The sequence below is a fragment of the Sphingobium phenoxybenzoativorans genome (assembly GCF_001757355.1).
Lineage (GTDB): Bacteria > Pseudomonadota > Alphaproteobacteria > Sphingomonadales > Sphingomonadaceae > Sphingobium > Sphingobium phenoxybenzoativorans.
In genome coordinates, this window is record NZ_MINO01000057.1 from 1 (window position 1) to 25,979 (window position 25,979).

The 25,979-nt window shown below is 64.6% G+C and carries 32 protein-coding genes; 17 read left to right on the forward strand and 15 right to left on the reverse strand.

Annotation, left to right across the window (positions count from 1 at the left end):
• Positions 1-171: 171 nt before the first annotated feature.
• The 3 genes from BHQ40_RS18950 to BHQ40_RS18960 form a co-directional block, all read right to left on the reverse strand.
• Positions 172-594 (reverse strand): 23S rRNA (pseudouridine(1915)-N(3))-methyltransferase RlmH, encoded by a 423-nt coding sequence (locus BHQ40_RS18950; RefSeq protein ID WP_070157427.1) that lies wholly within the window; start codon positions 592-594, stop codon positions 172-174.
• A 139-nt stretch (positions 595-733) separates the two neighbouring features.
• Positions 734-1,123, reverse strand: a complete 390-nt coding sequence (gene rsfS, locus BHQ40_RS18955; RefSeq protein ID WP_070157428.1) for a ribosome silencing factor — start codon at positions 1,121-1,123, stop codon at positions 734-736.
• A 2-nt stretch (positions 1,124-1,125) separates the two neighbouring features.
• Positions 1,126-1,764, reverse strand: a complete 639-nt coding sequence (locus BHQ40_RS18960) for a nicotinate-nucleotide adenylyltransferase (RefSeq protein WP_070157430.1) — start codon at positions 1,762-1,764, stop codon at positions 1,126-1,128.
• Positions 1,765-1,879: 115 nt separating this feature from the next.
• Between BHQ40_RS18960 and BHQ40_RS18965 the strand changes: the two genes are divergently transcribed.
• Positions 1,880-3,895 (forward strand): M3 family metallopeptidase, encoded by a 2,016-nt coding sequence (locus BHQ40_RS18965; RefSeq protein ID WP_070157432.1) that lies wholly within the window; start codon positions 1,880-1,882, stop codon positions 3,893-3,895.
• Positions 3,896-4,046: 151 nt separating this feature from the next.
• Here BHQ40_RS18965 and BHQ40_RS18970 read toward each other — a convergent pair whose 3' ends face one another.
• The gene (locus tag BHQ40_RS18970) at positions 4,047-4,496 is read right to left on the reverse strand and encodes a peptidylprolyl isomerase (RefSeq protein ID WP_070157434.1); all 450 of its coding nucleotides are present in this window, start codon (positions 4,494-4,496) and stop codon (positions 4,047-4,049) included.
• Between the two features lie 151 nt (positions 4,497-4,647).
• Between BHQ40_RS18970 and mgtE the strand changes: the two genes are divergently transcribed.
• Both mgtE and BHQ40_RS18980 read left to right on the forward strand, forming a co-directional pair.
• On the forward strand, positions 4,648-6,090 hold the full coding sequence (gene mgtE / locus BHQ40_RS18975; protein WP_070157435.1) for a magnesium transporter: 1,443 nt from the start codon (positions 4,648-4,650) through the stop codon (positions 6,088-6,090).
• Between the two features lie 20 nt (positions 6,091-6,110).
• Positions 6,111-6,512: a DUF1489 family protein gene (locus tag BHQ40_RS18980; RefSeq protein ID WP_070157437.1), complete on the forward strand. Its 402-nt coding sequence runs from the start codon at positions 6,111-6,113 to the stop codon at positions 6,510-6,512.
• Between the two features lie 121 nt (positions 6,513-6,633).
• On the opposite strand, the gene BHQ40_RS18985 is transcribed toward BHQ40_RS18980, so the two are convergent.
• The 4 genes from BHQ40_RS18985 to BHQ40_RS19000 form a co-directional block, all read right to left on the reverse strand.
• The gene (locus BHQ40_RS18985) at positions 6,634-7,512 is read right to left on the reverse strand and encodes an FAD:protein FMN transferase (protein ID WP_070157475.1); all 879 of its coding nucleotides are present in this window, start codon (positions 7,510-7,512) and stop codon (positions 6,634-6,636) included.
• Between the two features lie 92 nt (positions 7,513-7,604).
• Positions 7,605-8,456, reverse strand: a complete 852-nt coding sequence (locus BHQ40_RS18990; protein WP_083277043.1) for a DUF4198 domain-containing protein — start codon at positions 8,454-8,456, stop codon at positions 7,605-7,607.
• A gap of 17 nt (positions 8,457-8,473) precedes the next feature.
• A complete protein-coding gene (locus tag BHQ40_RS18995) occupies positions 8,474-8,983 on the reverse strand; it encodes a DUF2271 domain-containing protein (RefSeq protein ID WP_070157441.1) in 510 nt (169 codons plus the stop codon).
• A 13-nt stretch (positions 8,984-8,996) separates the two neighbouring features.
• Positions 8,997-9,653: a PepSY-associated TM helix domain-containing protein gene (locus BHQ40_RS19000; RefSeq protein WP_070157443.1), complete on the reverse strand. Its 657-nt coding sequence runs from the start codon at positions 9,651-9,653 to the stop codon at positions 8,997-8,999.
• A 242-nt stretch (positions 9,654-9,895) separates the two neighbouring features.
• Between BHQ40_RS19000 and BHQ40_RS19005 the strand changes: the two genes are divergently transcribed.
• Entirely contained in the window at positions 9,896-10,369 is a 474-nt protein-coding gene (locus tag BHQ40_RS19005) for a nuclear transport factor 2 family protein (protein ID WP_070157445.1), read from the forward strand.
• A gap of 41 nt (positions 10,370-10,410) precedes the next feature.
• Here BHQ40_RS19005 and BHQ40_RS19010 read toward each other — a convergent pair whose 3' ends face one another.
• On the reverse strand, positions 10,411-11,064 hold the full coding sequence (locus BHQ40_RS19010) for a glutathione S-transferase (RefSeq protein ID WP_139139359.1): 654 nt from the start codon (positions 11,062-11,064) through the stop codon (positions 10,411-10,413).
• A 123-nt stretch (positions 11,065-11,187) separates the two neighbouring features.
• Here BHQ40_RS19010 and BHQ40_RS19015 point away from each other — a divergent pair, with 123 nt between their 5' ends.
• Entirely contained in the window at positions 11,188-12,420 is a 1,233-nt protein-coding gene (locus BHQ40_RS19015; protein ID WP_070157449.1) for a polyhydroxyalkanoate depolymerase, read from the forward strand.
• A gap of 4 nt (positions 12,421-12,424) precedes the next feature.
• On the opposite strand, the gene BHQ40_RS19020 is transcribed toward BHQ40_RS19015, so the two are convergent.
• On the reverse strand, positions 12,425-12,874 hold the full coding sequence (locus tag BHQ40_RS19020) for a MarR family winged helix-turn-helix transcriptional regulator (RefSeq protein WP_070157451.1): 450 nt from the start codon (positions 12,872-12,874) through the stop codon (positions 12,425-12,427).
• Positions 12,875-12,932: 58 nt separating this feature from the next.
• Here BHQ40_RS19020 and BHQ40_RS19025 point away from each other — a divergent pair, with 58 nt between their 5' ends.
• Both BHQ40_RS19025 and BHQ40_RS19030 read left to right on the forward strand, forming a co-directional pair.
• Positions 12,933-13,604 (forward strand): glutathione S-transferase family protein, encoded by a 672-nt coding sequence (locus tag BHQ40_RS19025; RefSeq protein ID WP_070157452.1) that lies wholly within the window; start codon positions 12,933-12,935, stop codon positions 13,602-13,604.
• A gap of 100 nt (positions 13,605-13,704) precedes the next feature.
• A complete protein-coding gene (locus tag BHQ40_RS19030; protein WP_070157454.1) occupies positions 13,705-14,289 on the forward strand; it encodes a hypothetical protein in 585 nt (194 codons plus the stop codon).
• A 165-nt stretch (positions 14,290-14,454) separates the two neighbouring features.
• On the opposite strand, the gene BHQ40_RS19035 is transcribed toward BHQ40_RS19030, so the two are convergent.
• Entirely contained in the window at positions 14,455-15,177 is a 723-nt protein-coding gene (locus BHQ40_RS19035) for a glutaminyl-peptide cyclotransferase (RefSeq protein ID WP_070157456.1), read from the reverse strand.
• Between the two features lie 110 nt (positions 15,178-15,287).
• Positions 15,288-16,148, reverse strand: coding sequence for a CAF17-like 4Fe-4S cluster assembly/insertion protein YgfZ (gene ygfZ / locus BHQ40_RS19040; RefSeq protein WP_070157458.1), 861 nt, complete (start codon positions 16,146-16,148; stop codon positions 15,288-15,290).
• Positions 16,149-16,276: 128 nt separating this feature from the next.
• On the opposite strand from ygfZ, the gene BHQ40_RS19045 reads away from it, so the two are divergent.
• Positions 16,277-17,611, forward strand: a complete 1,335-nt coding sequence (locus BHQ40_RS19045) for a dihydroorotase (RefSeq protein ID WP_070157477.1) — start codon at positions 16,277-16,279, stop codon at positions 17,609-17,611.
• Positions 17,612-17,689: 78 nt separating this feature from the next.
• Here the strand turns inward: BHQ40_RS19045 and rarD are convergent, their stop codons facing one another.
• Together rarD and BHQ40_RS19055 are read right to left on the reverse strand one after the other, a co-directional pair.
• Entirely contained in the window at positions 17,690-18,613 is a 924-nt protein-coding gene (rarD, locus tag BHQ40_RS19050; RefSeq protein WP_171905904.1) for an EamA family transporter RarD, read from the reverse strand.
• A 14-nt stretch (positions 18,614-18,627) separates the two neighbouring features.
• The gene (locus tag BHQ40_RS19055; RefSeq protein WP_070157479.1) at positions 18,628-18,849 is read right to left on the reverse strand and encodes a hypothetical protein; all 222 of its coding nucleotides are present in this window, start codon (positions 18,847-18,849) and stop codon (positions 18,628-18,630) included.
• A gap of 174 nt (positions 18,850-19,023) precedes the next feature.
• Here BHQ40_RS19055 and BHQ40_RS19060 point away from each other — a divergent pair, with 174 nt between their 5' ends.
• From BHQ40_RS19060 to BHQ40_RS19070, 3 genes are all read left to right on the forward strand, one after another.
• Positions 19,024-19,785 carry a hypothetical protein gene (locus BHQ40_RS19060; RefSeq protein ID WP_070157460.1) on the forward strand — a complete coding sequence of 254 codons (762 nt, stop codon included), beginning with the start codon at positions 19,024-19,026 and terminating at the stop codon, positions 19,783-19,785.
• 599 nt (positions 19,786-20,384) lie between these two features.
• Positions 20,385-20,768: a hypothetical protein gene (locus BHQ40_RS19065; RefSeq protein WP_070157462.1), complete on the forward strand. Its 384-nt coding sequence runs from the start codon at positions 20,385-20,387 to the stop codon at positions 20,766-20,768.
• 47 nt (positions 20,769-20,815) lie between these two features.
• Positions 20,816-21,484 (forward strand): hypothetical protein, encoded by a 669-nt coding sequence (locus BHQ40_RS19070; RefSeq protein ID WP_070157464.1) that lies wholly within the window; start codon positions 20,816-20,818, stop codon positions 21,482-21,484.
• A gap of 16 nt (positions 21,485-21,500) precedes the next feature.
• On the opposite strand, the gene BHQ40_RS26290 is transcribed toward BHQ40_RS19070, so the two are convergent.
• On the reverse strand, positions 21,501-21,662 hold the full coding sequence (locus BHQ40_RS26290; RefSeq protein WP_171905905.1) for a hypothetical protein: 162 nt from the start codon (positions 21,660-21,662) through the stop codon (positions 21,501-21,503).
• 122 nt (positions 21,663-21,784) lie between these two features.
• Between BHQ40_RS26290 and crcB the strand changes: the two genes are divergently transcribed.
• From crcB to BHQ40_RS19100, 6 genes are all read left to right on the forward strand, one after another.
• Positions 21,785-22,162: a fluoride efflux transporter CrcB gene (gene crcB, locus BHQ40_RS19075; protein WP_070157466.1), complete on the forward strand. Its 378-nt coding sequence runs from the start codon at positions 21,785-21,787 to the stop codon at positions 22,160-22,162.
• On the forward strand, positions 22,159-23,577 hold the full coding sequence (locus BHQ40_RS19080) for an RluA family pseudouridine synthase (protein WP_070157467.1): 1,419 nt from the start codon (positions 22,159-22,161) through the stop codon (positions 23,575-23,577). The genes crcB and BHQ40_RS19080 overlap by 4 nt, the downstream gene beginning before the upstream one ends.
• Positions 23,578-23,776: 199 nt before the next feature.
• Entirely contained in the window at positions 23,777-24,373 is a 597-nt protein-coding gene (locus BHQ40_RS19085; protein WP_070157469.1) for an FMN-binding negative transcriptional regulator, read from the forward strand.
• Between the two features lies 1 nt (position 24,374).
• Positions 24,375-25,037 carry an HAD-IA family hydrolase gene (locus BHQ40_RS19090; protein WP_070157471.1) on the forward strand — a complete coding sequence of 221 codons (663 nt, stop codon included), beginning with the start codon at positions 24,375-24,377 and terminating at the stop codon, positions 25,035-25,037.
• 336 nt (positions 25,038-25,373) lie between these two features.
• On the forward strand, positions 25,374-25,619 hold the full coding sequence (locus tag BHQ40_RS19095; RefSeq protein WP_070157473.1) for a hypothetical protein: 246 nt from the start codon (positions 25,374-25,376) through the stop codon (positions 25,617-25,619).
• A gap of 22 nt (positions 25,620-25,641) precedes the next feature.
• A partial coding sequence (locus BHQ40_RS19100) for an ATP12 family chaperone protein (RefSeq protein ID WP_216094905.1) occupies positions 25,642-25,979 on the forward strand: 338 nt, incomplete at its 3' end.

The window sequence follows — 25,979 nt, forward strand, 5'->3', positions numbered from 1 at the left end:
GCCTGTTTCCTGGCGGCAAGCAGCGCCTGTTTCTCTTGTGCGAGACTGGTGGGCGCTACGCCGGGGAGAGCGACATCCTGCGGCGCATTGGCCTGCGCGAACACTGCCACCGCGCCGCCGCCCAGCGCCGACGCGATCAGCGATGCGATGATGATCCCCCTTCTCACGGGACTATCCTTCGCGATGATAGGGGTGGTTGGCAAGGATGGAGGTGGCGCGCCACAATTGTTCGGCCAGCATCGGGCGGGCCATCATGTGCGGCCATGTCATCGCGCCGAAGGCGATCAGCAGGTCGGCATTGCTCCGCTCCGCCTCGTCAAAGCCGTCCGCAGCGCCGATCAGGAAGCGGCATTCGCGGGTGCCGCCATCGCGCCAGCCCTCTATCCGGCGGGCGAAGTCCATCGATGTGAGCTGCTTGCCCTTCTCGTCCAGCATCACCGTGACCGTGCCGGGGGAGGCCGGGGGCAGCTTGCCGCCGCGGTCGGGCAGTTCGGTGACCTTGTGCGACAGGGTCACGCGCTTCAGGTAACGCTCGACCAGATCGGCTTCGGGCGAACGGCCGATCTTTCCGCGCGCGATGATGTGCAGCAGCAACCCGGCCTCCTCTCCCCAGCCGTTCGTGCTGAGTAAGGACTGAGCTTGTCGAAGGCCTGTATCGAAGCATCCTCGCAGGTCCTTCGATACGCCATTTCGACTTCGCTCAATGGCTACTCAGGACGAACGGACGTTTGCTTTAAGCCGTGCCAGCCACCGGCATGTCGACGAAGCCCCACATCCGTTCCAGATTGTAGAAGCTGCGCACTTCCGGCCGGAACAGGTGGACGATCACGTCGCCCGCGTCGATCAGCACCCAGTCGGCGACCGGAAGCCCCTCGATCCGGGCGTTGCGGCCGGTCTGTTCCTTGATGCGCTGGGCAAGCTTCTGCGCCATCGACGCCACCTGACGGGACGAACGCCCGCTGGCGATGACCATATGGTCGGCGATGCTGCTTTTGCCTTCAAGGGGGATGGTGATGGTTTCCTGCGCCTGGTCGTCGTCGAGCGACTGCATGACAAGGGCGTGCAGGGCGGCCACGGATTCGGCATCATGCGCCGTATCGTTGGCGGGTTGAGGTCTGGGCAATGCTACTCCTTCAGGGTGATCAGGCGACGCGTCAGCGGGTCGCGCACTTGCCGCGCTTCATATTCGCGATGCCAGAGGGGATCGACCTGCCTCAGCAGAGTCGCCGATCGTGGATCAGGGCGAAAGCGCAACAGCACGAGCGCCGGCGGTCTCCATTCCGTCCAGTCACTGCTCTGGCGCGCGGGCCGGACGAAGCGCCGCAGCCATGCCATGGAGGGTGAACCCAAGGCCACATCATCATAGCCCGGCCGGGCGATCACGGCAATGGGCATCATGCGCGCGATGGCGCGCCAGTCCTTCCACTGGTCGAACTGCGCCAGATTGTCCGCGCCCATCAACCAGATGAAGCGATTGCGCGGGTAGCGGCGGACGAGCGCGCGGAGGGTATCGACGGTGTAGCGGGTGCGCAGGTCCCGCTCGATCGCCGTGGGGCGGATGGGCGCGCGGCGCGCCTGACGCCTGGCGCTTTCGAGTCGGGCAGGCAGCGGCGCCATGCCCTTTGCGGGCTTCAGAGGATTGCCGGGCGAGACCAGCCACCACAGCTCATCGAAACCCAACGCCTTCGCCGCGAACAGCGAAATGGCGCGATGCCCGCCATGCGCCGGATTGAAGGAGCCGCCGAGAAGTCCGATGCGCCGCATGGCATGGCTTTGGCAGCATATGCCCCGCGCGGCAATCCGAGTCCGATTCCCGTTGCGCCTTGCGATTGGGCAAGCATATTAGGCGCATAATACAGCTTTTAGGGAGTTCCCCCACATGCCCTTCTCCTTCCGCGGGCCGATCGCCGCGACCCTGCTCGCCGGCACATCCTTTTCCGCCCAGGCCGCCACGACCCCGCTCGACAAGGAAGCGGACGCTTATCTGTCCGCCCTGCCCATCACTGGCGCAACGCCGGAATCCGTGGCCAAGCGGTGCGACGAAACCCTGTCGCTTGCCGCCAAGGCAAAGGCCGCGCTGGAATCCCGCAAGGGCAAGGCAAGCATCGACGGCGATTTCGCCGCCTATGACACGCTGTCGCTGATCCTGAGCGATGGCAGCAGCGAGATGTACCTGATTTCCGAAACCTATCCGGTCAAGGAAGTGCGCGCGGCCGCGGAAGCCTGCCTGCCCAAGCTGTCCGATGCGGCGACCGGCGTGAACCTGTCCCGCCCGATCTATGACCGGCTGGCGGCCATCCCGACCGCCAAGCTGGACGCCAAGACCGGCTTCACGCTCAAGAAGATGCTGACCAATTACAAGCTGGCGGGCGTCGACAAGGATGACGCGACCCGCGCGAAAGTGACGCAGCTCCAGAAGGAGATCACCGAGACCGGCCTGCTGTTCGCCAAGAATATCCGCGACGACAAGGGCGACATCCCCCTGAAACCCGCCGAGCTGGCCGGTCTGCCGAAGGATTTCCTCGATAGCCACAAGCCGGGCGCGGACGGGCTGGTCCATCTGACCTTCGATTATCCCGATATCTTCCCGGTGCTCGACTTCGCCAGCATCCGGGAAACCCGGCGCAAGGTGACGACGGCCTTCGCCAATCGCGGCTATCCGGCGAATGAGGCGGTGCTCAAGACGCTGCTCGAAAAGCGCTTCGAACTGGCGCGGACGCTGGGCTATCCCGACTATGCGACGCTGGCGACCGCCGACAAGATGATCGGCGACCCGCAACGCGCGGCGCAGTTCCTGGAGGATGTGAACGTCGCGGCGAAGCCCGGCGCGGACGCCGACTATGCCGAACTGCTCGCCTTCGCCAAGACGGTCGACCCGACGATCACGAAGCTGGAGCGGTACGACAACAGCTATATGAGCAACCTGCTCCGCAAGAAGAAATATGCCGTGGATGCCAATGAGGTCCGCGAATATTTCACCTATGACAAGGCGCGGTCAGGCATATTCAAGCTGATCGGCGACCTGTTCGGCGCGGACATCCGGCCGTGGAACACGCCGGTCTGGGACAAGAGCGTCACAGCGTGGGAGCTGTATGACGGCGACACGCTCGTCGGCCGCTTCTACCTCGACATGCATCCGCGCGAGGGCAAGTTCAACCATGCCGCGCAATTCCCGATCCGCACCGGCATCGAGGGACGGCAGATCCCAATCGGCGCGCTGATCTGCAACTTCCCCGCCACCGGGCCGATGGATCATGACGATGTGACGACCTTCCTCCACGAGTTCGGCCACCTCATCCATTCCCTATATTCGGGCCACACCAAATATGGCGTGCAGTCGATGGGCAATCTGCAATGGGACTTCATCGAGGCCCCGTCCCAGCTTCTGGAGGAATGGACCTGGGACTATGACACGCTGAAGGGCTTCGCCTCCAACGCGAAGGGGGAGCCGATCCCGGAGGAGCTGGTCAAGAAGATGAATGCGGGCCGCCGTTTCGGCGAGCCGGGCCAGTGGAAGGGGCAGCTCGCCTATGCGGCGGTGTCCATGAACTATTATAACCGCAAGCCGGACTTTGACCTGAAGTCCATGTATGACCAGCAGATCTCCCGCTATTCGCTGTTCCCGCCCGTGCCCGGCACGCATGCCTATGCGTCGTTCGGGCATCTGGATGGCTATTCGGCGATCTATTACACCTATGTCTGGTCGAAGGCGATCGCGCTGGACCTGTTCACCAAGTTCAAGACGGCGGGCATCCGCGACAAGGCGACGGCCATCCAGTATCGCAAGCAGGTGCTGGAGCCGGGCGGGTCGGAGGACGCCAATGTCCTGATCCAGAATTTCCTGGGACGGCCGCTCAGCCTTGAGGCGTTCAAGGACGAATTGGCGGAGAAATAAAAAAAGGGCCGGCGGAAGTGATCCGCCGGCCCTTTTTTCCCGATGCAAGTCGATTCCATTCCGTTCACCCTGAGCTTGTCGAAGGGTTGTCCTTTCTAAAAAGAGAAGGACAGGGCTTCGACAGGCTCAGCCCGAACGGATGTTGAAGCTATTAAGCCACAGTCGCCTTGACGATCTTGCCCGGCGTGCGGGGCGGTTCGCCCTTCGGCAGGGCGTCGACATTCTCCATGCCCTCGATCACTTCGCCCCAGACGGTATATTGCTTGTCGAGGAAGGTCGCGTCGTCGAAGCAGATGAAGAACTGGCTGTTGGCGCTGTTCGGGTTGGACGAACGGGCCATCGAGCACACGCCGCGGACATGCGGCTCTGCATTGAACTCGGCCTTCAGGTCCGGCAGCTTCGAACCGCCCATGCCGGTGCCGGTCGGGTCGCCGCCCTGCGCCATGAAGCCGGGGATCACGCGGTGGAAAACCACGCCGTCGTAAAAGCCTTCCTTGGCCAGCGTGGCGATGCGCTCGACATGGCCAGGCGCGAGGTCCGGGCGCAGTTTGATGACCACGTCACCGGTGTCCAGGGTCAGGGTCAGCGTTTCGTCGGCCATGAAAAATCCTCTTCTTTACGGGAAAATCGAATTGCGGCCCCATATAGGGACTTGGGGGCAGGATGGAACCCCACGCGCGCCATTGCTTTTGAATTGTGCATGCGCAAAAGGGATCAGATGACGGACGAAACGGACAGCGACGGAGGCGGCGATGAACGAAGTTGGCGCAGCCGATCCGCTGACCGACGTGGAGGACCGCGACGCCGCTGAAAATGCGGTGGAGACAGCCGCCCCGGACTCGCTGCATGACGAGGACGACCGGCTGAAACCCGAATTCGTGACCGCCGTCCTCGACGCTGTTGAGGAAGGGCATAATGAAGAAGCGCGCGAGCTGGTTTCGCCGCTGCACCCGGCCGACATTGCCGACCTTCTGGAGCTTACGCCGTCCGAACGGCGTGGCGAGGTTGCCGCCGCGCTGGGCGATCTGGTCGGCGCGGAAGTGCTGTCCGAGCTGAACGATTATGTCCGCGACGACCTGATCGACGCGCTCGCGCCCGAACAGATCGCCGAATTCGCCGGTGAACTCGATACCGACGACGCCGTCGCGATCATCGAGGACATGGACAGCGAGGACCAGCAGGCGGTGCTGGAGGCGCTGGCGCCGGAAGATCGCGCCGCGATCGAAAGCGCGCTGTCCTTCCCGGAGGAGTCCGCAGGCCGCCTGATGCAGCGCGACCTGATCGCGGTGCCGGAACATATGTCGGTCGGCCAGGTGATCGACTATCTGCGCGACAATAGCGACCTGACCAGCGACTTCTGGGAAATCTTCGTCGTCGATGAGGCGCATAAGCCGATCGGCACATGCCAGCTTTCCTGGGTGCTCACCTGCCCGCGCGGCATCGCCATTTCCGACCTGATGAAGCGGGAGCAGACGCTGATCCCGGTCGATATGGACCAGGAGGAAGTGGCGCTGCGCTTCCAGAAATATGCGCTGATCTCCGCCGCCGTGGTGGACGGCAGCGGTCGGCTGGTCGGCATGATCACCGTCGACGACATATTGCACATCGTGCAGGAGGAAGCGGGCGAGGACGTGCTGCGCCTGTCCGGCGCGGGCGACGGCGACATCAACCAGCCGATCCTGATGACGGTGCGCACCCGCCTGTCCTGGCTGATCGTCAATCTGGGCACGGCCATCTTCGCGGCGTCCGTGGTCGGTTTCTTTCAGGAGACGATCGCCAAATATGTCGTGCTGGCGGTGCTGATGCCGATCGTGTCGGGCATGGGCGGCAATGCGGGCACGCAGACGATGGCGGTGGCCGTGCGTGCGCTCGCCACCAATCAGCTCACCAGTTCCAACACCCGCCGCAACATCTTGCGCGAGTTCCGCATCGCGCTGGCCAACGGTTCCGTCCTTGGCTGCCTGATCGGCATTGCGGTCGGCCTCATCTACCAGAATCACGACCTTGGCATCGTGATCGCGATGGCGATGCTGTTCAACAATCTGGTCGCGGGGCTGGCGGGGATACTCGTGCCGCTGACGCTGGAGAAGGCGGGTGTCGATCCGGCCGTATCGTCGGCGGTGTTCGTGACGACGCTGACCGATGTGATGGGCTTCTTCTCCTTCCTCGGCCTCGCGACGCTCTGGGGGCTTTGACGCCTCATGCCGTTCTGATCATGCCGCTCAGCATCACCAAGATCGCCTTTCGCAGCGAGAGCGTGGAGACATTGCGCGCCTGGCTGGAGTCCCATGCCGGCAAGGGCGAGGCGCGGATGACCACGCGCTACCTGCCGAAGCGGGTGGAGGAGATGGCGGGTGGATCGCTCTACTGGATTCACGGCCATATGATCGTCGGCCGCAGCCCGATCATCGGGTTTCAGGAAGCCCCGGAAGGACGGCACTGGATACGCCTGGAGCCCCGGCTGATCCCCGTCCACGCCCGGCCCAAGCGCGCGCATCAGGGCTGGCGCTATCTGGAGGAAAAGGACGCCCCCGCCGATCTTGGCGGGGATGCGGAGGGCGCGGACGCGATGCCGCCCGCGATGCTGGGGGAATTGTCTAAGCTGGGGTTGGTTTAGGGGATTTTGTCAAACCGTTCGGGCTGAGCTTGTCGAAGCCCTGCACTTCTTTTTGGGCGGGAGAGAAAGAAGTGCAGCCCTTCGACAGGCTCAGGGCGAACGGAGATATAAGATGCCCTATTTACTCCAGCATCGCTGCGAAGGCGGGGGTCATCCATTCTTTCGGTGCGCTGGCTCCGCGCGTGACCATCAGCGCGGCCAGTCCTTCGTCCGCCGCCAGCGCCAGCCCCCGCTCAACGCCGAGCACCGTCAGCGCGGTGGCCCAGGCGTCGGCGATCATCGCGCTTTCGTGGAACACCGACACCGACGCCACGCCATTGTCGATCGGCGCTGCGGTGCGCGGGTCGATGCTGTGCGCGAACCGTTTTCCGTCTTCCTCAAAATAGCGGCGATAGTCGCCCGACGTCGCGACCGACAGGCCGCACAGCGCCACATGCGTAACCGGCAGGGTCATGTCCGGCGGCGCTTCCAGATCGACCCACCAGGGCTGTCCGTCCGGTTTCACGCCAGAGCCGCGCAACTCCCCGCCAATTTCGACCAGGAAATTCCGCAGGCCCATGTCCGACAGGCGTCCGGCCACGGCATCGACGGCGAACCCCTTGGCTATGCCGGAAAAGTCGAGCGCGACCGGCGCAAGCCTGCGTGCGCACCCACCGTCAACCTCTATGGCGCGCCAGCTTTGCACCGGTAAAGGCGATGGGGAACGCGAGGCACCTGGACCAAATCCCCACGCCTCCACGGCGTCGCCAATGGCCGGGTCGAACGCACCGCCGCTCCGGTCCGCGATATGCAACCCGGCGCGGAGCACGGTCAGGAAATCGGCGGGCAAAGATTGCCAGTCCCCCGGCGTCGACCGGTTGAACCGGCTGATGCCGGAGTCCGGCTCCCAATTGCTCATCTGCGCGATGACGGAGGCCAGCACGGCCTCGATCGCCGCGTCCACGCCATCGGGCAGGCCAGCGGCCGGTGCGGCGATCCGCACCGACCAGCTTGTGCCCATTGTCGGCCCGCCCAGCGAGACGACCCGTCCCATACGGTCGCGCCCGTCGAAGGCGTCGGCCGTCAACGCCGCCGGAATGGCGACGCGCGCACTCAGGAGCCGAGAACCTCGAATGTCGCGGCATAGCTGTCGATGCGCGGCGGCCGCGGCGCTGGCTCCGGCCGGGGAGCGCCCTCGGCAGCCGGGGCCGGACGCGGAGGCGCAGTGGTCACGCTGATCCAATACATGCCGGCGTCAGACCAGGTGAAGGTGACTTTGCCTTCCGCGTCCGTCCGGGCGTCCACCTGCTTCAGGTCGCCGCGATAGCGAACCCCGCCGGGGATGGCCACGACGGGCAGATTCGCCGCCGGCTTGCCGTTCAACAGGAACTGGAACGTCGCCTTTTCCCCGGCGATCAGGTCGTTGGGATGGGTCACCGGGACCATTTCCAGCCCTTCGCCAGTCGCCTTGAACACGGTGTTGGTGGGTTCGCCTGCCGTCAGGAAGGTTTCCACGCGGCCCGCCATCACCGTCGTCTTGACGTCCGTCGCGCCCGCCGGAATCGCCTGAGCCAGCGTTTCGGCCGTGGTGCCGCGCGGCAGGCGCTTTTCCTCGCCGTTCAGCGTGTAGCTGCCGAAAACCGCGTTGGAGATCGCCGCAACCTTGTACGTGCCCTTCTGCGTCAGATGGATGTCGAAGGTCGCGCGAAAACGGCCCTTGCCCTTATTCTCGGCCTGCACCTGCGTACCGTCCGGCGCGAAGATGACCGGCTCCATCTGGGGCGCGGGATGATCGAAATAGAAAAGATCGGTGGAATTGGCGAAATCCACCGTCACCCATTCGTCCCCGTTGCCAGCAAACATGGTTTCGGAGGGAAGAAGCCACAAGCGCGCCGAAGCGATGGTCGGAAGCGCAAGGGTCGCAGCGGCTGCGGTCGCCATTAGCGAGAGGCGAAATATTTTCATGAGTCTGCCCTCCGGTCTCAAGGCTTGACGGTCAGGGCGACGGCGCCCAGCTCGGATGTTCCGGCAGCCTTGCCGCTACCCTTGCCGCCCGACACGGTGAAGGGCACGCGCACGGCCTCACGCCCGCCCGCCTCACGCGAAGCCTCGATGACCAGCGTGTAGGCGCCGTTGCCCAGCTTGCCCGCAGGGATCGACACCTTGTGCGTGCCCGGCCCACGGGTCGCGCCGCTTACTCCATCGGCGGGGAACTGCATCGACCGGCCCGAAACGCGCCACCACAGGCGGATGTCGCGCAGCCATTTCGTTCCGGCGTTCTTGGGTTTGTCGACGTCATACCACACGGACAGCGTGCGCGCCGGGCTGCCCTCTTTCTCCAGCCAGATGGCGACATAGGGCGGATGATATTCGGCCACCGTCATGCGGGGAAGCGTGACCGTCAGGTCCAGCGTCTCGGCCAGCGCGGACGGCGCGGCCCCCGCGCCAACAGCGGCGATGCCGGTTAGGATCAGGCTATGGCGTATCTGCATGGATATGGTCCCCCTAATGGATGAAGATGACGGCGATCACCGCCGGAATGATGAGGCCAAGCGCCACGAGCGGCCATGTGCTGGGGCGCTTCGCGGAATGCAGCCAGAGCAGGAAAAGCCCGGTCAGCGCGAAGATGAAGCAGGCGACCGCGAAGATATCGATGAACCATTTCCAGGCGCTGCCGGAATTGCGGCCCTTGTGCAGATCGTTGAGGTAGGAGATCCAGCCGCGATCGGTCGCCTCGCTGGACACGTCGCCCGTCTCGCGGTCGATTGACACCCAGCCGTCGCCGCCCGGACGCGGCAGGGGCAGATAGACTTCGGCGGCGGACCATTCCGCCTCGCCCGTGGCGGTGCGGCCGGCGAATTTCCCGACCCAGGCGGCGACCGGCGCGGGCAGCGGCTTCTTGGCGTCCGGCGCATCGTCCGGCGCGATCTGCTTCAACAGGTCGGCGGGCAGCTTTTCCGCCGCCTCCACCACCTTCGGCTCGCCCTCAATATCCGCGGCGTGGTTGAGGGTGATGCCGGTGAAGGCGAACAGCATCAGGCCGATCAGGCTGATCGCCGAACTGATCCAGTGCCAGGTATGAAGCTGCTTGAGCCAGAACGTCTTGCGCGCCTTCGCCTTGCCATCCTGCTTGGCCGATTGCGTGGCGATTTTCATGTGCATGGAGGGCTGCGCGAATCCTGCGGAAATGACCTCCGAGCCACTAACGAGAACGATTCGCAATTGCAAACGGCTTTATGTTTCCGATCTGTATTTCGGCGGCGCGCCAGGCCGCGCAGAGGCGCTGCAATAGCGGCGCTTTTCGGGACATTTCTGTTGTTTTCGGGCAGTTGCCTTAGCCGCGAATCGTGATAGGCTGATCCGAAAGCCTAAAATATGGGCAAGCATAATATTCGGAGAGTATCATGGGTTGCATATCAACCGTCGACCTGCAGACGAAAATGGAAGTGCAGGAACTTGTCAGCCGTTTCTGCCATTTTCTGGATCATAATAATGCCCAGGAATGGACGCGGCTGTTTACCACGGACTGCCACCTGGACGCCGGTTCCGTCGGCATATTCAACGGCCGCGCCGCGATCATCGGCATTCCCGAACTGGTCTACGCCAAGAGCGCCGGCAACTGGCGCCACCATCTGTCGAATGTCATGATCGACCGCACGGGCAATGCCCGCGAACTGGAAATTCACGCCTATTGCCTGGTCACCGACTGGAGCAAGAAGGGCGCGCTGATCTCCTGCTACGACTTCCATGCGCGGCTGCAGAACCGCTGCCACTGGCAGATCGCCGACCTGAAGATGCGGCCGGTTGGCGCATGCGACGGCAATGTCGCGGAACGGGCGGCCGCGGAAAAGTCCCTGTCCCCGATGATGCTGAACTGAACGGGCGTAGAGCCGGTGAATGCGCCTGACCTGGGATTGTCCTAAAACTCGACTTCCAGTTCCGCCATTTCCTCCGGCTCCGCCCTTGCGGCGTCCAGCCACTCGGCCATCGGCGCCCATTCCGTGACTGTCGTGCAATATAGCGCGCTTTGCGGGGAACAGGGCACGGCGTAGGTCAGGAAACGCTGCGTCACCGGCGCGAACATCGCGTCGGCGATTGTGGGCCTGTCGCCGAACAGGAACGGCCCGCCATAGGTGGACAGGCATTCCTGCCAGATGGCCTCCACCCGGTCGATGTCCGGCTTCGCGCCCGAAAAGATCGGGAAGGTCTTGTGCCGCACCTTCAGGTTCATCGGCAGCGCGGATCGCAAATTGGTGAAGCCGGAATGGATCTCGCCGGAAATCGCCCGGCAATGCGCCCGCGCGATCCGGTCCGCCGGATACATGCCCGCCTGCGGGTACAGCTCGTTCAGATATTCGGCGATGGCCAGCGTATCCCACACGCTCGCGCCCTCATGCGTCAGGCGCGGGACCAGCACGGAGGGCGACAGCAACAGCAGTTCCGCGCGATTGCTCGCGTCATTCTCGACAACCCGTTCGGTCACCTCCAACCCTGCCAGTTTGCATAGTAGCCAGCCGCGCAGCGACCATGCGGAATAGGTCTTGCTCGACACGGTAAGTTCCGCCTGTGTCACCAGCTCTGCCATTATTGCCTCTTTTCCATTGCATTGGGCCATGATGCAGCGCAGCATGAATGCACAGATCGGGGCAGATGAAAAGCCGAATCGCCTGGGACGCGACGGCAAGCGGGGACGGTAATGCTGTATCAGGGCTATCAGGCTTGGAGCGACATGCTCGCCCCCGCGCGATTTGCGGCAAAGGCGGCGCTTGGCTTTCGCGACAAATATCTGGGTCCGGTCGGCGACTGGCCGCTTCCGCGCCGCTATTTCGCGATGCTGGACGTATTTTCCGGCACAGAGGTCACGCATGCGCGCCCGTCCTATGGCATAGACGAGGTTATCAGCGGCAATGCGAAGGTCGCCGTGCGCGAGGAGGTCGCGCTCGACATGCCTTTCGGCAATCTGCTGCATTTCAAAAAGGAAGGCAGCGAGGAGGGGCTGACGCCACCCCAGCCCAAGATGCTGGTCGTCGCGCCGCTTTCCGGCCATTTCGCGACCCTGCTGCGCAACACCGTCCACACGCTGCTGCGCGATCATGACGTCTATATCACCGACTGGAAGAACGCCCGCGACATTCCGGTGAGCGAGGGCGCGTTCGGGTTCGACGAATATATCGATTATGTGATCCGCTTCCTGCAGGAGCTTGGCCCCCGGTCGCATGTGCTGGCGGTGTGCCAGCCCTGCGTGCCGACGCTGGCGGCGGTGGCGGTGATGGCGCAGGATGGCGACCCGGCCCAGCCGCGCACAATGACCCTGATGGGCGGCCCGGTCGACACTCGCGTTGCGCCCACCGTGGTCAACAAGCTGGCGCGGGAAAAACCGCTGTCCTGGTTTGAGGAGAAGCTGATTTCCCGCGTCCCCTTCCGCTATCGCGGCGTGGGACGGCGGGTCTATCCCGGCTTCCTGCAGCTCACCGCCTTCATGTCGATGAATATGGAGCGGCATGGCGAGCAGCATCGCAAGCTGTACCAGCTCCTGGCCGATGGCGAGACGCTGGAAGCCGCAAAGATCAAGGAATTTTACGAGGAATATCTGGCCGTTCTGGACATGACGGCGGAATTCTACCTGGAGACGGTGGACGTGGTGTTCCAGCGCGCCTTGCTGGCGAAGGGAGAGTTGGAGCATCGCGGCCGGCTGGTCGATCCATCCGCCATCCAGCGCACCGCCCTGCTGACGGTCGAAGGGGAGCGGGACGATATCTGCGCCGTCGGCCAGACCGCCGCCGCGCATATGCTCTGTTCAACCCTGCGCCCACATCTGAAACGCCATCATCTGCAACCCGGCGTCGGCCATTATGGCGTGTTTTCCGGCTCCAAATGGGAAAAACAGGTCTATCCCCAGGTGCGCAACCTGGTCCTGGCGATGAGCTGACCGGTCAGGCCAGCGCGGAAAGCCCGGCGCGAAGCCTGCTTCCCCTCTCCGCCGGGCCGAGGGTCCGGTCAATCTCTCCATGAACCTGCGTCCAGACCGGCATGCTGCGCGCCAGCGCGTCCCTGCCCTCGTCCGTCAGGGCCAGCCGCTTCACCCGCCGGTCCTTCGCATCCGTCACGATCTCCACCAGCCCGTCGCGGGTCAGCGGCTTCAGATTGGCGGTCAGCGTCGTGCGGTCCATGACCAGCAACTCCGCGACCGAGCCGATCGAGGGCGGCTCCGGCCGGTTGAGCGCGTTCAGAAGCGAGAATTGCCCGCTGCTGATCCCGAAGCCGCGAAACGCCTCATCAAAGCGGCGCGAAAGCGACCGCGCCGCCCGCTGCGCCGCGAGGCACAAGCAATGGTCCCGCACAAAGAGCGTCTGGTCGTTGGTGACGGGCGGCGGTTTTGACATGCTGTTTTTATGTTGATATCAACTTAAAAAGTCAAGCGAGTCAGTGAAGGAGTGGACCATGCCTGTGGACGCCAATGCCGAGATAGAAATCACCGGATTCGCCTGGGTCCCGGACTTTGCGCGCGGCTTCGTCCGCGACCTGCGCCCCCGCTGGGCGTGCGAGGAAGCGGGCATCGGCTATCGCGAGCGACTGATCAATTTCGAGACCGCCAAGGGCGAGGCATATCGCCGGGAACAGCCCTTCGGCCAGGTGCCCGCCTATCGCGACAATGAGGTGCAGATGTTCGAGAGCGGGGCGATGGTGTTGCGCATCGCCGAACGGTCGGAAACGCTGATGCCGCGCGATACCGCCGGACGGGCGCGCATCCTGACCTGGGTGACGGCGGCGCTGAACAGCGTGGAACCGTTCGTGTTCGATCTGGTCGCCATCGACACGTTCAACAAGGACGCCGAATGGGGAAGGCTGCGCCGTCCACAGGTGATCGAGAGCCTGCGCGGAAGATTAAGCAGCCTGTCCGACTGGCTGGGGGAGAAAGACTATCTGGAGGGCGATTTCAGCGCCGCCGACATCATCATGGCGACCGTGCTGCGCGAGGTGTCCGACGAGGCGTTAATGGAGGAATTTCCGACCCTTACCGCCTATCGGGACCGGTGTATCGCCCGCCCTGCCTTCCAGCGCGCGATGGATGCGCAGCTTTCTTCCTTCAGCGCCGAACCCGTCATGGCGTGAAGCTTGTCCAGGGGGTTTCCGGCCCTGTCACGGGCAGATTGGCCGGAACCTCGCCAGATTACGCACGTTCTCCGCCCCACCAATATGGACAGGAGAGATTATGCGTAAGATCAGCCCCACCATGCGCGGCCTCCTCGCCGCGTCGGCGCTTTTCCTGGTTTCCAGCCCCGCATGGGCCGGCGACGAGGAGCGCGCGCTTGCCGCCATCGCCCAGGCCCAGGGCAAGATTGATGCAGCCGTCCGCATGAAGGGCGGCGGCGCTGCCCCCGAAACGATTGCCAAGGCGCAAGCTTCGGTGCGGATGGCGAAGGAATATTATAAGAGCGGCAAGGAGCAGAAGGCCATCGAGTCCGCTGTCGAGGCCCAGCAGTTCGCCGACACCGCAATCGGCGAGAATAACCAGAGCGCCGACCTGAATACGCAGGCTCAGCAGGAAAGCACTGCCGCCGCGCAACAGGAGGCGGTCAACGCCAATGCCCGTGCCGACGCCGCCGAACAGGCCGCGAAGAAGTCCGCCGCCGAAGCGCAGGTCGCCCGCGCCGTCGCTGCGCAGTCCAGCAGCACCACCGTCACCACGGAAACGGTCAAGAGCGGCTCCACGCCCAAGCGCAAGGTCGTGAAAACGACGACGCCGACGCGCACCGCAACCACGGAGACGACGACCACGACCGTCTCCAATCCGTGATGAATTGCGGTGTTTTGATCCGTTAAGCTGCGTGCTCCTGCGAAAGCAGGAGCCCAGACCCGCCGCCTGAACTGGGCTCCTGCTTTCGCAGGAGCACGGTTTTGTATGAACGATCCAATCTGGAATGCTATCCCCCGCCGCCAATAGCGGCGGGGGATTTCGCAACTACCGCTCCAGCTTGATCTCGAACAGCTTGGGCCAATATTTGCCCGTCACGAACAACCGGTCCTTGTCCGCGTCATAGGCGATGCCGTTCAGCACTGCGTCCGGGTCGGTCGCCTTGATCTTCGCGACGAGCGGCGACAGGTCGATCCAGTCGATGACCGCGCCGGTGCCGGGATCGATCCGGGCAATGCGCTTGTCGTACCAGACATTCGCCAGAATCTCGCCCTTCACCCATTCCAGTTCGTTGAGCAGCGGCACGGGCTTTCCGTCCCATGTCACGGTGATGCGGCGCACCTCCTCCAGCGTTTCGGGATTGAGGAAGCGCAGCTTGTAGGTGCCGTCGCTCATGATGATCCAGCGCGGCTCGCGCGTCAGGCCCCAGCCCTCGCCCTCATACTGGAATCCGGACAGACGGGTGAAATCGTCGAGCTTCCACACGAAGCCCTGCCGGTGCCGCCATGTCAGGCTGACGATTGTATCGCCCCAGTCGACGATCCCCTCGCCGAAATATTGCGGCGGCAGCGCGACCCGGCGCAGCACCTTGCCGTCCTTCATCCGGACCTGGCGGATGTCCGATTTGCCCGGTTGTCCGGTGCTTTCATACAGCGTGCCGTCGCGGAAAAAGAGGCCCTCGGTGAAGGCGGTGGGATCGTGGGGGTAGGTTTTGACCAGCTTCCACGGCGTGTCCGCCTGTGCGGGCAGGGACAGAAACGCCAGCGACATCCCCGCCAGTAACGCCCACCTCCGTTCGCTTCGAGCGTAGTCGAGAAGCCTCGCGCATATGTTTCTCGACTTCGCTCGAAGCGAACGGGGGTTGGTAGTCAGGCCGAAAATCATTCCCCGACCGGCTCCGCAATAGCTTCCGCCAGCCAGCCGGGCAGGGACAGCGCGCCCATATCCTCGACCCGGCGCAGTTCGATCGAGAGACCGAGATCGGGAAGCGCCAGCCGCTGCCGCTTCTCATCCGCAGCGGCCAGCGGCACCGCCACCAACCTGCGGTTGACCTTGTTCCGGTAATGCATGCGGGCGGTGTTCTCCTGCCCGATATAGCAGCCCTTCTTGTAATCGACGCCGTTCAGTTCCTCGGCATTGGCCTCTAGCCAGAGCGTCTGGTCCTGTCCCAGTTCCGCCGCGCCCTCCATCACGCCCAGAGACAGGCGATGACGCCGCCACGCCGCGCTGGCGTCGCCGCCTCCGGGTGCGCCGAGCCAGCGGTGGCCGAGTGCAGGCAGGCGGGGGTCGAGCGGAGCATCCAAAACCCGTTCGTCCTGAGCTTGTCGAAGGACTGCCCTTTCTTCGGAGGAGAAGGACACGGCTTCGACAGGCTCAGCCCGAACGGAAATAGAGGAAACCGGTAAGGTCCAATGCACGGCGAGATTTTCATCCCGCGCTATCGTTACCTTGCGGCGCAGCCGGTACAGGGTCAGCCGCCGCGCCAGCGCATCGGCCTGATCCGCCTCGCAGTCGATCAGGATATCTTCGCCGCCCTCCTCATTTTTGGCGGTCCACAGCATGAAGTCGAACAGCGCCTTGCCCTGCGGCGTCAGCAGGCCGGACCAGCGCGGCGCATCCGCGCGCACGGCGGCGACATCCTGCGTCAGCAACCCTTGCAGGAAGGGCACGGCCTCCTCGCCGGAAATGCGGAGGACGGCGCGGTCGATAAGGGTGGTGTCGGGCGGGGTAGTATCGGGCATGGGCTTTAGGTAGGACAGCCTTGCCCAATAACCAAGCCGTTCGGGCTGAGCCTGTCGAAGCCCTGCATTTCTGGAAAAGAAGTGCAGCCCTTCGACAAGCTCAGGGCGAACGGAGAAAGATGCCAAGCATGACCCAGACCTATGACCTGATCCTGAAGAACGGCACCGTCCACACGCCGGGCGGATCGGAGCAGGCCGATGTGGGCGTGCGCGGCGGGAAGATCGCCGCCATCGGCACGGGCCTTGGCGATGCGGGCGAGACGATCGACTGCGCGGGGCTGGACGTGCTGCCCGGCTGCATCGACAGCCAGGTGCATTTCCGCGAACCGGGGCTGGAGCATAAGGAGGACCTCGAATCGGGGAGCCGCGCGGCGGTGCTGGGCGGCGTGACCGCCGTGTTCGAGATGCCGAACACCAACCCCAACACCGACACCGCCGACCGCGTGCATGACAAGCTGCGCCGAGCGCATCACCGCATGTGGTGCGACCATGCCTTCTATGTCGGCGCGACCGCCGACAATGCGGAGGAGCTGAAGGAGCTGGAGCGCATCCCCGGCACGTCGGGGGTCAAGATCTTCATGGGCGCGTCGACCGGCAGCCTGCTGGTCGATGATGACAATGCGCTGGCCCGCGTGCTGGCGTCGGGCAGCCGCCGCGTCGCCATCCATGCCGAGGACGAGGCGCGGATGAACGCGCGCAAGGATCTGCGGGTAGAGGGCGATCCGTCATCCCATCCCATCTGGCGCGACGATGAAAGCGCGATGATCGCGACGAAGCGAATCATCGCGCTGGCGCGCAAGGCCCGGCGGCGCATCCACATCCTGCACATCACGACGCCCGCCGAGCTGGAATATATCGCGCAGAACAAGGACATCGCGACCTGCGAGGTGACGCCCCAGCATCTGACGCTGGCGGGCGAGGAAGCCTATCCGGCGATCGGCACCTATGCCCAGATGAACCCGCCGATCCGCAGCGCCGCGCATCGCGACGGGCTGTGGCGCTGGCTCAATCAGGGCGTGCCCGACGTGCTCGGTTCCGACCATGCGCCGCACACGATCGAGGAGAAGGCCAAGACCTATCCCGCCTCCCCCAGCGGCATGCCGGGCGTGCAGACGCTCGTCCCGCTGCTGCTGGATCATGTGGCGAAGGGACGGACGACGCTCCGCCGCTTTATCGAGTTGACGAGCAGCGGGCCGCAGCGCGTGTTCGGGCTGACCGGCAAGGGCCGGATCGCGCTCGGCTATGATGCGGATTTTACCGTGGTGGACCTCAAGAAGCGTTGGACCGTCGGCGGCGACTGGCTAGCGTCGCGCTGCGCCTGGTCGCCGTTCGAGGGCATGGAGCTGACCGGCAAGGCGGTGGGCACCATCATCCGCGGCAACCGGGTGATGTGGGAGGACAGCCTGGCCAATGCGGCGGTCGGCGAACCGGTGCGCTTTGAAGCGACGGAATTCGGCGCCTAAAGCGCCTATTCTGTTTTTATTTGGACGTGCTCCTGCGCAGGCAGGAGCACGCCGCGTTTCGAGCGATCGGGATGGGCTTTAAGCTTCGGCCGGGATCGAGGCCAGCCGCGCTGCGCGCATGCCGCGCAGCGAATCGATTGTGAACAGGATCAGCCCGGCCCAGATCAGCGAAAAGCTGATCAATTGACCCCGGCTCAACGTCTCGCCGAACAGCAACACGCCGGTCAGAAACTGCAGCGTCGGCGCGATATATTGCAGGACGCCCAGCGTCGCCATCGACAGGCGCTGCGCCGCAACGGCGAACAGCAACAGCGGGATCGCCGTGATCGCCCCGGACAGCGTCAGCAGGATTGTGCTGCCGCTGTCCTTGCCGAACATATATCCGCCATGCTGGTACAGCCAGAGCAGATAGGCGGCGGCGAAGGGCGCGAGGATCACCGTTTCCGCGCCCAGCCCGCGCATCGGCGCGACCGGCGTCACTTTGCGCACCAGGCCGTAGAGGCCGAAACTCAATCCGATGACCAGGCTGATCCACAGCGTGTCGAGCGCGGAGGAGCCGAGGATCGCGACGCCCGTGGCCGCCACGCCCACCGCGATCATCTGCCCGCGCCGCAGCTTTTCCTTCAGGAAGATGACGCCCAGCATGATGTTGATCAGCGGGTTCAGGAAATAGCCGAGGCTCGCTGCGACCACATGGCCGTTATGAACCGCCCAGATATAGACCAGCCAGTTGATCGCGATCAGCGCCGACGATGCGGCGAGGGGCTTCATCAGGCGCGGGTCGCGCAGGACCAGGCCGAAGGCGGGCAGGCCGGTCCGCAACGCGATGATCACCAGCATGAAGGCAAGCGACCATAGCAGCCGCTGCGCCACGATCTCCAGCGGCGCGAAATCCTGCAGCATATGGAAATAGACGGGCAGCAGCCCCCACATGGTGTAACAGCCGACGGCGCACGCCATGCCGTTGGCGGCCGAACCGTCCTCCTGCGTCTGCGATGGCATGCCGGCGGTGCAGGTCAGATGATGCCTCCGCCCAGGAACAGGCGGAGAGAGCCGAGCGCGATGACGATCAGGCAGAGGTTCCGGCCGCTGGTCCGCGAGGACAGCAGGCCGAACAACAATCCCACGACCGCCACCGGCAGGATGAACCAATTCGCCCATCCCAGCAGGGGGATGACCGTGGGGATCATCAGGATCAACGCAAACAGGCCGATCAATACGGAAAGGATGTTGAACATGGCGGCAGGATGCGCCGCCTTTCCCCGAAGGGCAAGCATGCGTGCGTCAAATTGCGACAATATGCAGCGGTTAAACGAAAATTGAGGCATTTACTCCATTCCATCCGCAATGTTTTACCCTGCGTCTGTTGTTCTGCAGGTCCACGACCGGCAGCTTGAAGGAGATGGACGGCCATGACTTCCCGGTTCTTGCGCTTTATTTCCATAAAGGCGGGCGTGATCGCCCTGCCCCTGCTGCTCGTGGCGTGCGGCGGGGACAAGGACGCCAATAATCTGGCCGAGCTGGACGCGCGCCTGACCAACGACATGAGCGACCCGGCCCTGCGCGGCGCGCTGGAAGGGCCGCTCGCGACCGACCCCGACCTTGCCGGACAGTCCAACGCCCGCGCCGTCCGCGCCGGCGAGAAGCCGTTGAACGGCGCGGTGCCGGTCCTGCCCGCCAATGCCAAGGCCGCCGCCGCGCAGGCGCTGAAGGTCGCGGGCGGCCGTCTGGAAAGCACGCCCGCGCCAACAAAGGGCGAAGCCTGCACGGAATGCGCCGCCAATCGCCCGGCCACGCTGGGCGCGATGGCGCGGGACCGGGGCACGGGCGGCAAGGGATGCGGCACTATGCAATATGGCGCTGGCTGGGCCGAACGCCTGCCCGCCGCCTTCCCCATCTATCCCGGCGCGCGCCTGATGGAAGCCGCCGGAAACGAGGGGCAATGCAAGCTGCGCGGCGCGAGTTTCGTGTCCGCGGTGCCGATGCAGGGGGTGATGGACTTCTACTACACCATCGCCCGCCGCAACGGATATGACGCGGAACATCAGCTCCTTGACGGCCAGCATGTGCTCGGCGGCACGCGGGCGAAGGATGACGGCGCCTATTTCATCACCTTCGATAATGCGCCGGGCGGCGGCACCACGGTTGATATTGTGGCGAATAACGGGCGGTAGGGCGCGCGTCAGGGTGGCGGCTGACGATCAGTTGCAACATTAAAATCCTCCCCTTTGAGGGGAGGGGGACCAGCGAAGCTGGTGGAGGGGCGGCGCGCTATCGTGAGGGCGGCACCCCTCCGTCATTCCTGCGGAATGCCACCTCCCCTCGCAGGGGAGGGTTGAGAAAGCGGCAGTCCCCTGCCCACCCTTGTCGTCATGCCGGGCTAGACCCGGCATCCATTAGCTCTGCTGTTGAGCATTCATGCAATGATTGAGGCCCATGGATCCCGGATCAAGTCCGGGATGACGGCCGGTATTTGGGATGGGGCAATGTATTGCGGCAACGATACCCGCCATCCTCCCATCCCCCGTCCCGTCATCCCCGCGCAGGCGGGGACCCAACATGCCTTGGGCAAATCTGCGCATGGGGAGAGATGGGTTCCCGCCTGCGCGGGAATGACGCAGTGTGAAAGCACAAGACGTGTGACAGCATAAGAGAAGTGTGAAAGCAGACGAGATGTCCGCCTACCCCTACCCCCAACCCCGCCCAGTAACCTTTCGTTAACCACCTTCCTCCATCTTCGGGAAACCTTATTCCCCGGCGTGGAGATGCGCGCATGACTGCCCTGGCCCCCTTCGACATCGACGCCGCCGGGCAGCCGCAGTTTACCGCGCCGGTTCCGGTTCAGCCCGCCGCCCTGTGCAGCGCCCTCCCCGCCGCCGTCACTGCCCACCCCCTCCCGGCCTTTCTCTTTTCGGCGCGGGGCAAGTTGCCGATCACGGTCATGGATTTTGCCGAAGACGGCGCAATCGCCAAGGGCGCGAAGCAGCCGCCCTGCGACAGCTACGCCCTGCTCGTCCGCAACGGCGTGAAGGTCCCCGCCATCGTAAGCTGGATCGAGGACGGCCGTTTCCGCCTGGATTTCGAGGAGCCGCTGGCCGACCCGCGCAAGCAGGCCGCGTTTCGGGGAATCGGCCGGGTTGCCGCGGATTTGCATTAAGGCCGCGAAAATGCTGTCCTCCACCGGTCAGGGTGAGGGGACGGCGCATGGCGGAGGGCGAGACAGGGAAAGAACCGGCTGCGGCCGAGGCTCCGACCTCTGCTCCGGCGCCCATCGTCGAAACGCAAACGGTCCGGCTGGTGCTGCGCTGGCTGCCCTTTGCAATGGCGGGCCATTTGCTCATCGGATTGCCGACGCTGATCATCTCCCTGGTCGTCGCCTATGGCACCTTCGTTCAGGCGCGGGCGACGCAGCGCATGCAGCAGGCCGCCGCCTGGCCGTTCGTCGCCTATGACACCAGCAATTATTCCGACGACGGCAAGCACCGCATCAACCTGACCCTGACGAACAATGGCGTCGGCCCGGCGATGCTTGGCCCGGTCGAACTGCAATATCAGGGGAAGGCGATGCGCACGCCCTACCAATTGCTCGAAGCCTGTTGCGGATACCGGCCGGGACAGGCGATGATGCTGGCCACGACCCCGGCCAGCAAGGTGGTGCTGCGGCCCGGCGAGCAGATCGCCTTTTTCGACCTGCGCGACATGCCAGACAATGCGCCGCTGATCCGCCGGATGGAAAGCGAGCGGTGGAAGATCAGGGTCCGCGCCTGCTATTGCTCCATCTTCGACGATTGCTGGACCATAGAGGGCCAGCAGGCGAAGCCTCAGGCCGTGCCGCAATGCCCGACCAACTGGCAGGCCTATCGCGAACGATGAAGGGTTGGCGGCCCCGCTACCCCTCCGCCTCGCCGGCAAGCTTGCGCGCCATGCGTTCATGCTTGACGGCGATCTCGCGAAAACGGCGGGCGAGGTCCGGGTCGTCGGTGGTGTCGGCCCGCCGCCGCGCTTCCTTCGCAAGAAGCTGGTAGTGAATTATGTCGTTCAGGTCAGCCACTTGCTGTTATCCGCTCCCAATGGCCGGGCCATAGCATTGTTTCACGAAAGTGTAACAGGCTAAGCCGCCTTCCCCGGAAAGCCGCCATTTCCTTCGTCCGCGATTCCGACTAGGGCGTTGCGATGATCAACACCCTCATCGTCATGGGCGGCGGCGCAATGGGCGCGGCGCTGCGCTATCATCTGGGGCGGCTTGCGGCGCATCTGTTCGGCATGAACTATCCGTGGGGCACGCTGCTGGCGAACCTGCTGGGCGGTTTCGCGATGGGCGTCCTTGCCGGATGCCTCGCCCGTTCGGCCAGCGGCGGCGAGCCGGTCCGGCTGCTGCTGGGCGTCGGCGTGCTGGGCGGCTTCACCACCTTCTCCGCCTTCAGCCTGGAAACCTTCCTGATGATTGAGCGGGGCGAGGCGATGAGCGCGCTGCTCTATGTCCTGGCCTCCGTGATCGGCGCGGTCGCGGCGCTGGCGATCGGCCTGCTGGCCGTCAGGAGCATCGCATGAAGGGCGCGGGAAAAGGCCCGCCCAAGGGACCGCCGAAAGCGCGGGGCAAGGGTCCCGCCAAGAACGCCGCGATTGGGCGGAGCCGCGCGCCGGGCAAGGCCGGAAAGCCGGAGGGCCGTGACGCGAAGGCGCAACCTAAATTTGGCCAGAAACTTGGACCAAAATTCGCGAAAGGCGGCGACACGTCCGGCGGCAAAAATGCTCCGGCGCGCGCAGCCAAGCCCGCTGGCGCGAAGCCGAAGGCCCCCGTCCGCGCGGCGGAACCCAAATCCGGCGCGAGGCCGGTGGCGGCGGCCGCCAAGGATGCGGGCGTCACGCTGGACGTGCGCCAGTTCCGCGTCGCGCCCGACGATGACGGCATCCGGCTGGACCGCTGGTTCCAGCGCAACCTGCCCGATGTCGGCTTCAATATCGTCTCGCGCTGGGCGCGCACCGGCCAGCTTCGCGTCGATGGCGCGCGGGCCGCGCCGGGCGACCGGATCGCGGAGGGGCAGACGATCCGCGTGCCCCCGGCCGAGGAGAAGGCCGCGCGGCCCGACAAGCCGGAGCGCCCGAAACGCGCCCGCATCATCGACCTGACCGACGACGAGATCGCCTATGCGCAGGAGATGGTGATCCACACCGACGCGCAGGCGATCGTCATCAACAAACCGCCGGGACTGGCGACACAGGGCGGCACCAAGACCGACACCCATGTCGACCGCCTGCTCGACGCGTTGATGTTCGACAGTGAGCAGCGGCCCAAGCTGGTCCACCGGCTGGACAAGGATACGTCGGGCGCGCTGCTGATCGCGCGGTCGGCGCGGTCGGCGGGCTATTTCGCCAAGGCTTTCTCCAGCCGGACGGCGCGCAAAATCTATTGGGCGATCGTCATCGGCGTGCCCGACATTCATGACGGCATGATCGAACTGCCGCTGGCCAAGCAGCCGGGCACCGGCGGCGAGAAAATGCATGTCGACGAGAAGGAGGGCCTGCCCGCCCGCAGCCGGTATCGCGTGATCGAGCGCGCGGGCAACCGCGCCGCCTGGGTGGAGCTTCAGCCCTTCTCCGGCCGCACCCACCAGCTCCGCGTGCATATGGCGGCGATCGGCCACCCGATTGTCGGCGACGGCAAATATGGCGGCAAGGATGCGTTCCTGAGCGGCACGATCAGCCGCAAGATGCACCTGCACGCCCGCCGCATCCGCATCGATCATCCCGATGGCGGCCATGTGGATGTGAAGGCGGAGCTGCCCGCGCATTTCCGCGACAGCCTGGAGGATCTGGGTTTCGACCTCACTCTGGGCGACATGCCGCTGGACGAGGAAATCGACACTTCGCCAACCCGCGAGGACGAGAAGAAATTCGCGAGGCAGCACGCCAAGGCGGTGCGCAAGGAACGGCGGGGGGAACGGCGCGGGCGGGGGGCGCGGTAGCGTTCGTTCAAATCCTTAGTCTCATTCTTGCCCTTCCCATACATCCGTTCGTGCTGAGTAGGGACTGAGCGCAGGCGAAGGCCCGTATCGAAGCATTGTCTCACCAAGAACAATCCTTCGATACACCACTTCGACAAGCTCAGTGGTTACTCAGGACGAACGGTTAGGGAAAACAGCGAAAGGATTGAAGGCAACGCCCATGCACCCAGACCGTAATTTCCACTGGCAGGACCGCGCCGAAATGCGCGCATTCGTCGCCGAGACCGGCTTCGGCATGCTGTTCGCCGCGACGCCGGACGGGCCGCGGGTCGCGCATGTGCCGGTGCTGTTTCGCGACGAGGAGCGGATCGCCTTCCATCTGTCCAACGGCAATCAGATCACCCGGCATCTGGCGGGCACGGAGGCGCTGTTCGTGGTCAACGGGCCACATGACTATATCAGCCCGGACTGGTACGGCATGGACGATCAGGTGCCGACCTGGAACTATGTTTCGGTCGAGCTTCAGGGACAGGTGACGGCGCTGGACAAGGCCGCGCTGGCGGACCTGATCGACGCGCTGTCCACCGACCGGGAAAGCCGCCTGGCGCCCAAGCCCGTCTGGACGCGGGACAAGATGCGCGACGGGCTGTTCGACCGGATGCTGTGCGCGATCACGGGGTTCGAGATGCGGATCGACGCCTGGCGCGGCACTCGCAAGCTGGGCCAGAACAAGCCGGCACCGGCGCGGGAGGCCGCCGCCGATGCGCTGGACGCGCTGGGCAGTAGCAGACTTGCCGGCCTGATGCGTAAGAGCTGACATGAGCAACCCCCTCGTCATATTCGACTGCGACGGCACGCTGGTCGACAGCCAGCACAGCATTTGCACCGCCATGGTCCGCGCGTTCGAGGCGGTGAAGTTGCCGCCGCCGGGGCGGATGGACATTCTTTCGGTCGTCGGCCTGTCCCTGCCCCATGCCGTGGCGCGGCTGCTGCCCGATGCGGACGGGGCGTTTCACGACCATGTGTCGGATCATTACAAGAGCGCCTTTCACGCGATGCGCGGCGAGGGGGCGGTCAGCGAGCCGCTCTATGACGGCATTGCGGAGTTGATCGCGGCGCTGGACAAGCAGGGCTGGCTGCTGGGCGTCGCCACCGGCAAGTCCGACCGCGGCCTCAACCTCTGCCTTACCCATCATGGCATCATCGACCGGTTCGTGACGCTGCAGACGGCCGACCGGCATCCGTCCAAGCCGCACCCGTCGATGATCGCGCAGGCCATGGCGGACGCTGGCGCGATCCCCGAAACCACGGTGATGATCGGCGACACCAGTTTCGACATAGAGATGGCCGTCAATGCGGGCGTGCGCGGGATCGGCGTCGCCTGGGGCTATCATCCGCCGGAGATATTGCGCGAGTCCGGGGCGGTCGCGGTGGCGGAAACCAGCGATGAACTGGCCCGCTATATCGGGTTAACGCGATAAGGAATGCGAGGGTGTCGGGGGGTAATTTCGCTTTCGATCCTACAAATAAATCCTTGTTTTTCTGATAGTTATGAGAGGCGTGGAAAACGCGCCTGTTGGAACCTTCGCTTTTGTTGGAACCCTCGCATTTGGTAAATCGTGCTCCTGCGAAAGCAGGAGCCCAGTTCAGACGGCGGGACTGGGCTCCTGCCTGCGCAGGAGTACGTCGTGTTTCAAACTGATCGGCGCATCACGCGCTTACGCGTTTGCAGGAGCGCGGCGTACTGGCGGCCAATGGTACGCAAACCGCAGCGTCATGGTGGACAGGGATGCGCTGGCCCGTCATAGCGGCTCCCCATGACCCAGCGCCCCGACCGCCCCGATGACGCCGCCCGCGCGCGGTTCCTGGCCATCAACCTGTTCCGCCTGTCCGGCGTGTTCATCGTCATGTTCGGCTTCCTGATCATGATGGAGCGCTTCGGCTGGGTGCAGGGGGAGAAGGCGAAGATTATGGGCGCGATCATCGCAACCGTGGGCATGTTCCAGACGATCATCGTGCCGCGCATCCTGCTGCGCGCCTGGCGCACGCCGCCGTCCGAGTGAGGGCGCGGGAATGAGCGGAACGATGAAGCGTTTCTACAAGGATGCCGCCGCCGTCTCGGCCGAGGGCGGCTTTGCCGTCCATCTGGACGGACGGCCGGTGCGCACCCCCGCCCGCGCCCCGCTGATCCTGCCCACCGCCGCGATGGGCGAAGCGGTCGCCGCCGAATGGGCCGCGCAGGGCGAGGAGATCGACCCGCGCAGCATGACCGCCACCGGATTCGCCAATGCCGCCATCGACCAGATCGCGCCCAACCATGCGACCTTCGCCGCCGGGGTCGCGCGTTATGGCGAGAGCGACCTGCTTTGCTATCGCGCGGAAAACCCCGCGCCGCTCGTAGCCCGGCAGGCGGCCGAGTGGGA

Coding starts and splice junctions, on each gene's coding strand:
- BHQ40_RS18960 (WP_070157430.1), bottom strand. CDS start 1,764: ATGCGGCGCATCGGACTTCTCGGCGGCTCCTTCAATCCGGCGCATGGC.
- BHQ40_RS18965 (WP_070157432.1), top strand. CDS start 1,880: ATGCCCTTCTCCTTCCGCGGGCCGATCGCCGCGACCCTGCTCGCCGGC.
- BHQ40_RS18970 (WP_070157434.1), bottom strand. CDS start 4,496: ATGGCCGACGAAACGCTGACCCTGACCCTGGACACCGGTGACGTGGTC.
- mgtE (WP_070157435.1), top strand. CDS start 4,648: ATGAACGAAGTTGGCGCAGCCGATCCGCTGACCGACGTGGAGGACCGC.
- BHQ40_RS18980 (WP_070157437.1), top strand. CDS start 6,111: ATGCCGCTCAGCATCACCAAGATCGCCTTTCGCAGCGAGAGCGTGGAG.
- BHQ40_RS18985 (WP_070157475.1), bottom strand. CDS start 7,512: ATGGGCACAAGCTGGTCGGTGCGGATCGCCGCACCGGCCGCTGGCCTG.
- BHQ40_RS18990 (WP_083277043.1), bottom strand. CDS start 8,456: ATGAAAATATTTCGCCTCTCGCTAATGGCGACCGCAGCCGCTGCGACC.
- BHQ40_RS18995 (WP_070157441.1), bottom strand. CDS start 8,983: ATGCAGATACGCCATAGCCTGATCCTAACCGGCATCGCCGCTGTTGGC.
- BHQ40_RS19000 (WP_070157443.1), bottom strand. CDS start 9,653: ATGCACATGAAAATCGCCACGCAATCGGCCAAGCAGGATGGCAAGGCG.
- BHQ40_RS19005 (WP_070157445.1), top strand. CDS start 9,896: ATGGGTTGCATATCAACCGTCGACCTGCAGACGAAAATGGAAGTGCAG.
- BHQ40_RS19015 (WP_070157449.1), top strand. CDS start 11,188: ATGCTGTATCAGGGCTATCAGGCTTGGAGCGACATGCTCGCCCCCGCG.
- BHQ40_RS19020 (WP_070157451.1), bottom strand. CDS start 12,874: ATGTCAAAACCGCCGCCCGTCACCAACGACCAGACGCTCTTTGTGCGG.
- BHQ40_RS19025 (WP_070157452.1), top strand. CDS start 12,933: ATGCCTGTGGACGCCAATGCCGAGATAGAAATCACCGGATTCGCCTGG.
- BHQ40_RS19030 (WP_070157454.1), top strand. CDS start 13,705: ATGCGTAAGATCAGCCCCACCATGCGCGGCCTCCTCGCCGCGTCGGCG.
- BHQ40_RS19035 (WP_070157456.1), bottom strand. CDS start 15,177: ATGTCGCTGGCGTTTCTGTCCCTGCCCGCACAGGCGGACACGCCGTGG.
- ygfZ (WP_070157458.1), bottom strand. CDS start 16,148: ATGCCCGATACTACCCCGCCCGACACCACCCTTATCGACCGCGCCGTC.
- BHQ40_RS19045 (WP_070157477.1), top strand. CDS start 16,277: ATGACCCAGACCTATGACCTGATCCTGAAGAACGGCACCGTCCACACG.
- rarD (WP_171905904.1), bottom strand. CDS start 18,613: ATGCCATCGCAGACGCAGGAGGACGGTTCGGCCGCCAACGGCATGGCG.
- BHQ40_RS19055 (WP_070157479.1), bottom strand. CDS start 18,849: ATGTTCAACATCCTTTCCGTATTGATCGGCCTGTTTGCGTTGATCCTG.
- BHQ40_RS19060 (WP_070157460.1), top strand. CDS start 19,024: ATGACTTCCCGGTTCTTGCGCTTTATTTCCATAAAGGCGGGCGTGATC.
- BHQ40_RS19065 (WP_070157462.1), top strand. CDS start 20,385: ATGACTGCCCTGGCCCCCTTCGACATCGACGCCGCCGGGCAGCCGCAG.
- BHQ40_RS19070 (WP_070157464.1), top strand. CDS start 20,816: ATGGCGGAGGGCGAGACAGGGAAAGAACCGGCTGCGGCCGAGGCTCCG.
- crcB (WP_070157466.1), top strand. CDS start 21,785: ATGATCAACACCCTCATCGTCATGGGCGGCGGCGCAATGGGCGCGGCG.
- BHQ40_RS19080 (WP_070157467.1), top strand. CDS start 22,159: ATGAAGGGCGCGGGAAAAGGCCCGCCCAAGGGACCGCCGAAAGCGCGG.
- BHQ40_RS19085 (WP_070157469.1), top strand. CDS start 23,777: ATGCACCCAGACCGTAATTTCCACTGGCAGGACCGCGCCGAAATGCGC.
- BHQ40_RS19090 (WP_070157471.1), top strand. CDS start 24,375: ATGAGCAACCCCCTCGTCATATTCGACTGCGACGGCACGCTGGTCGAC.
- BHQ40_RS19095 (WP_070157473.1), top strand. CDS start 25,374: ATGACCCAGCGCCCCGACCGCCCCGATGACGCCGCCCGCGCGCGGTTC.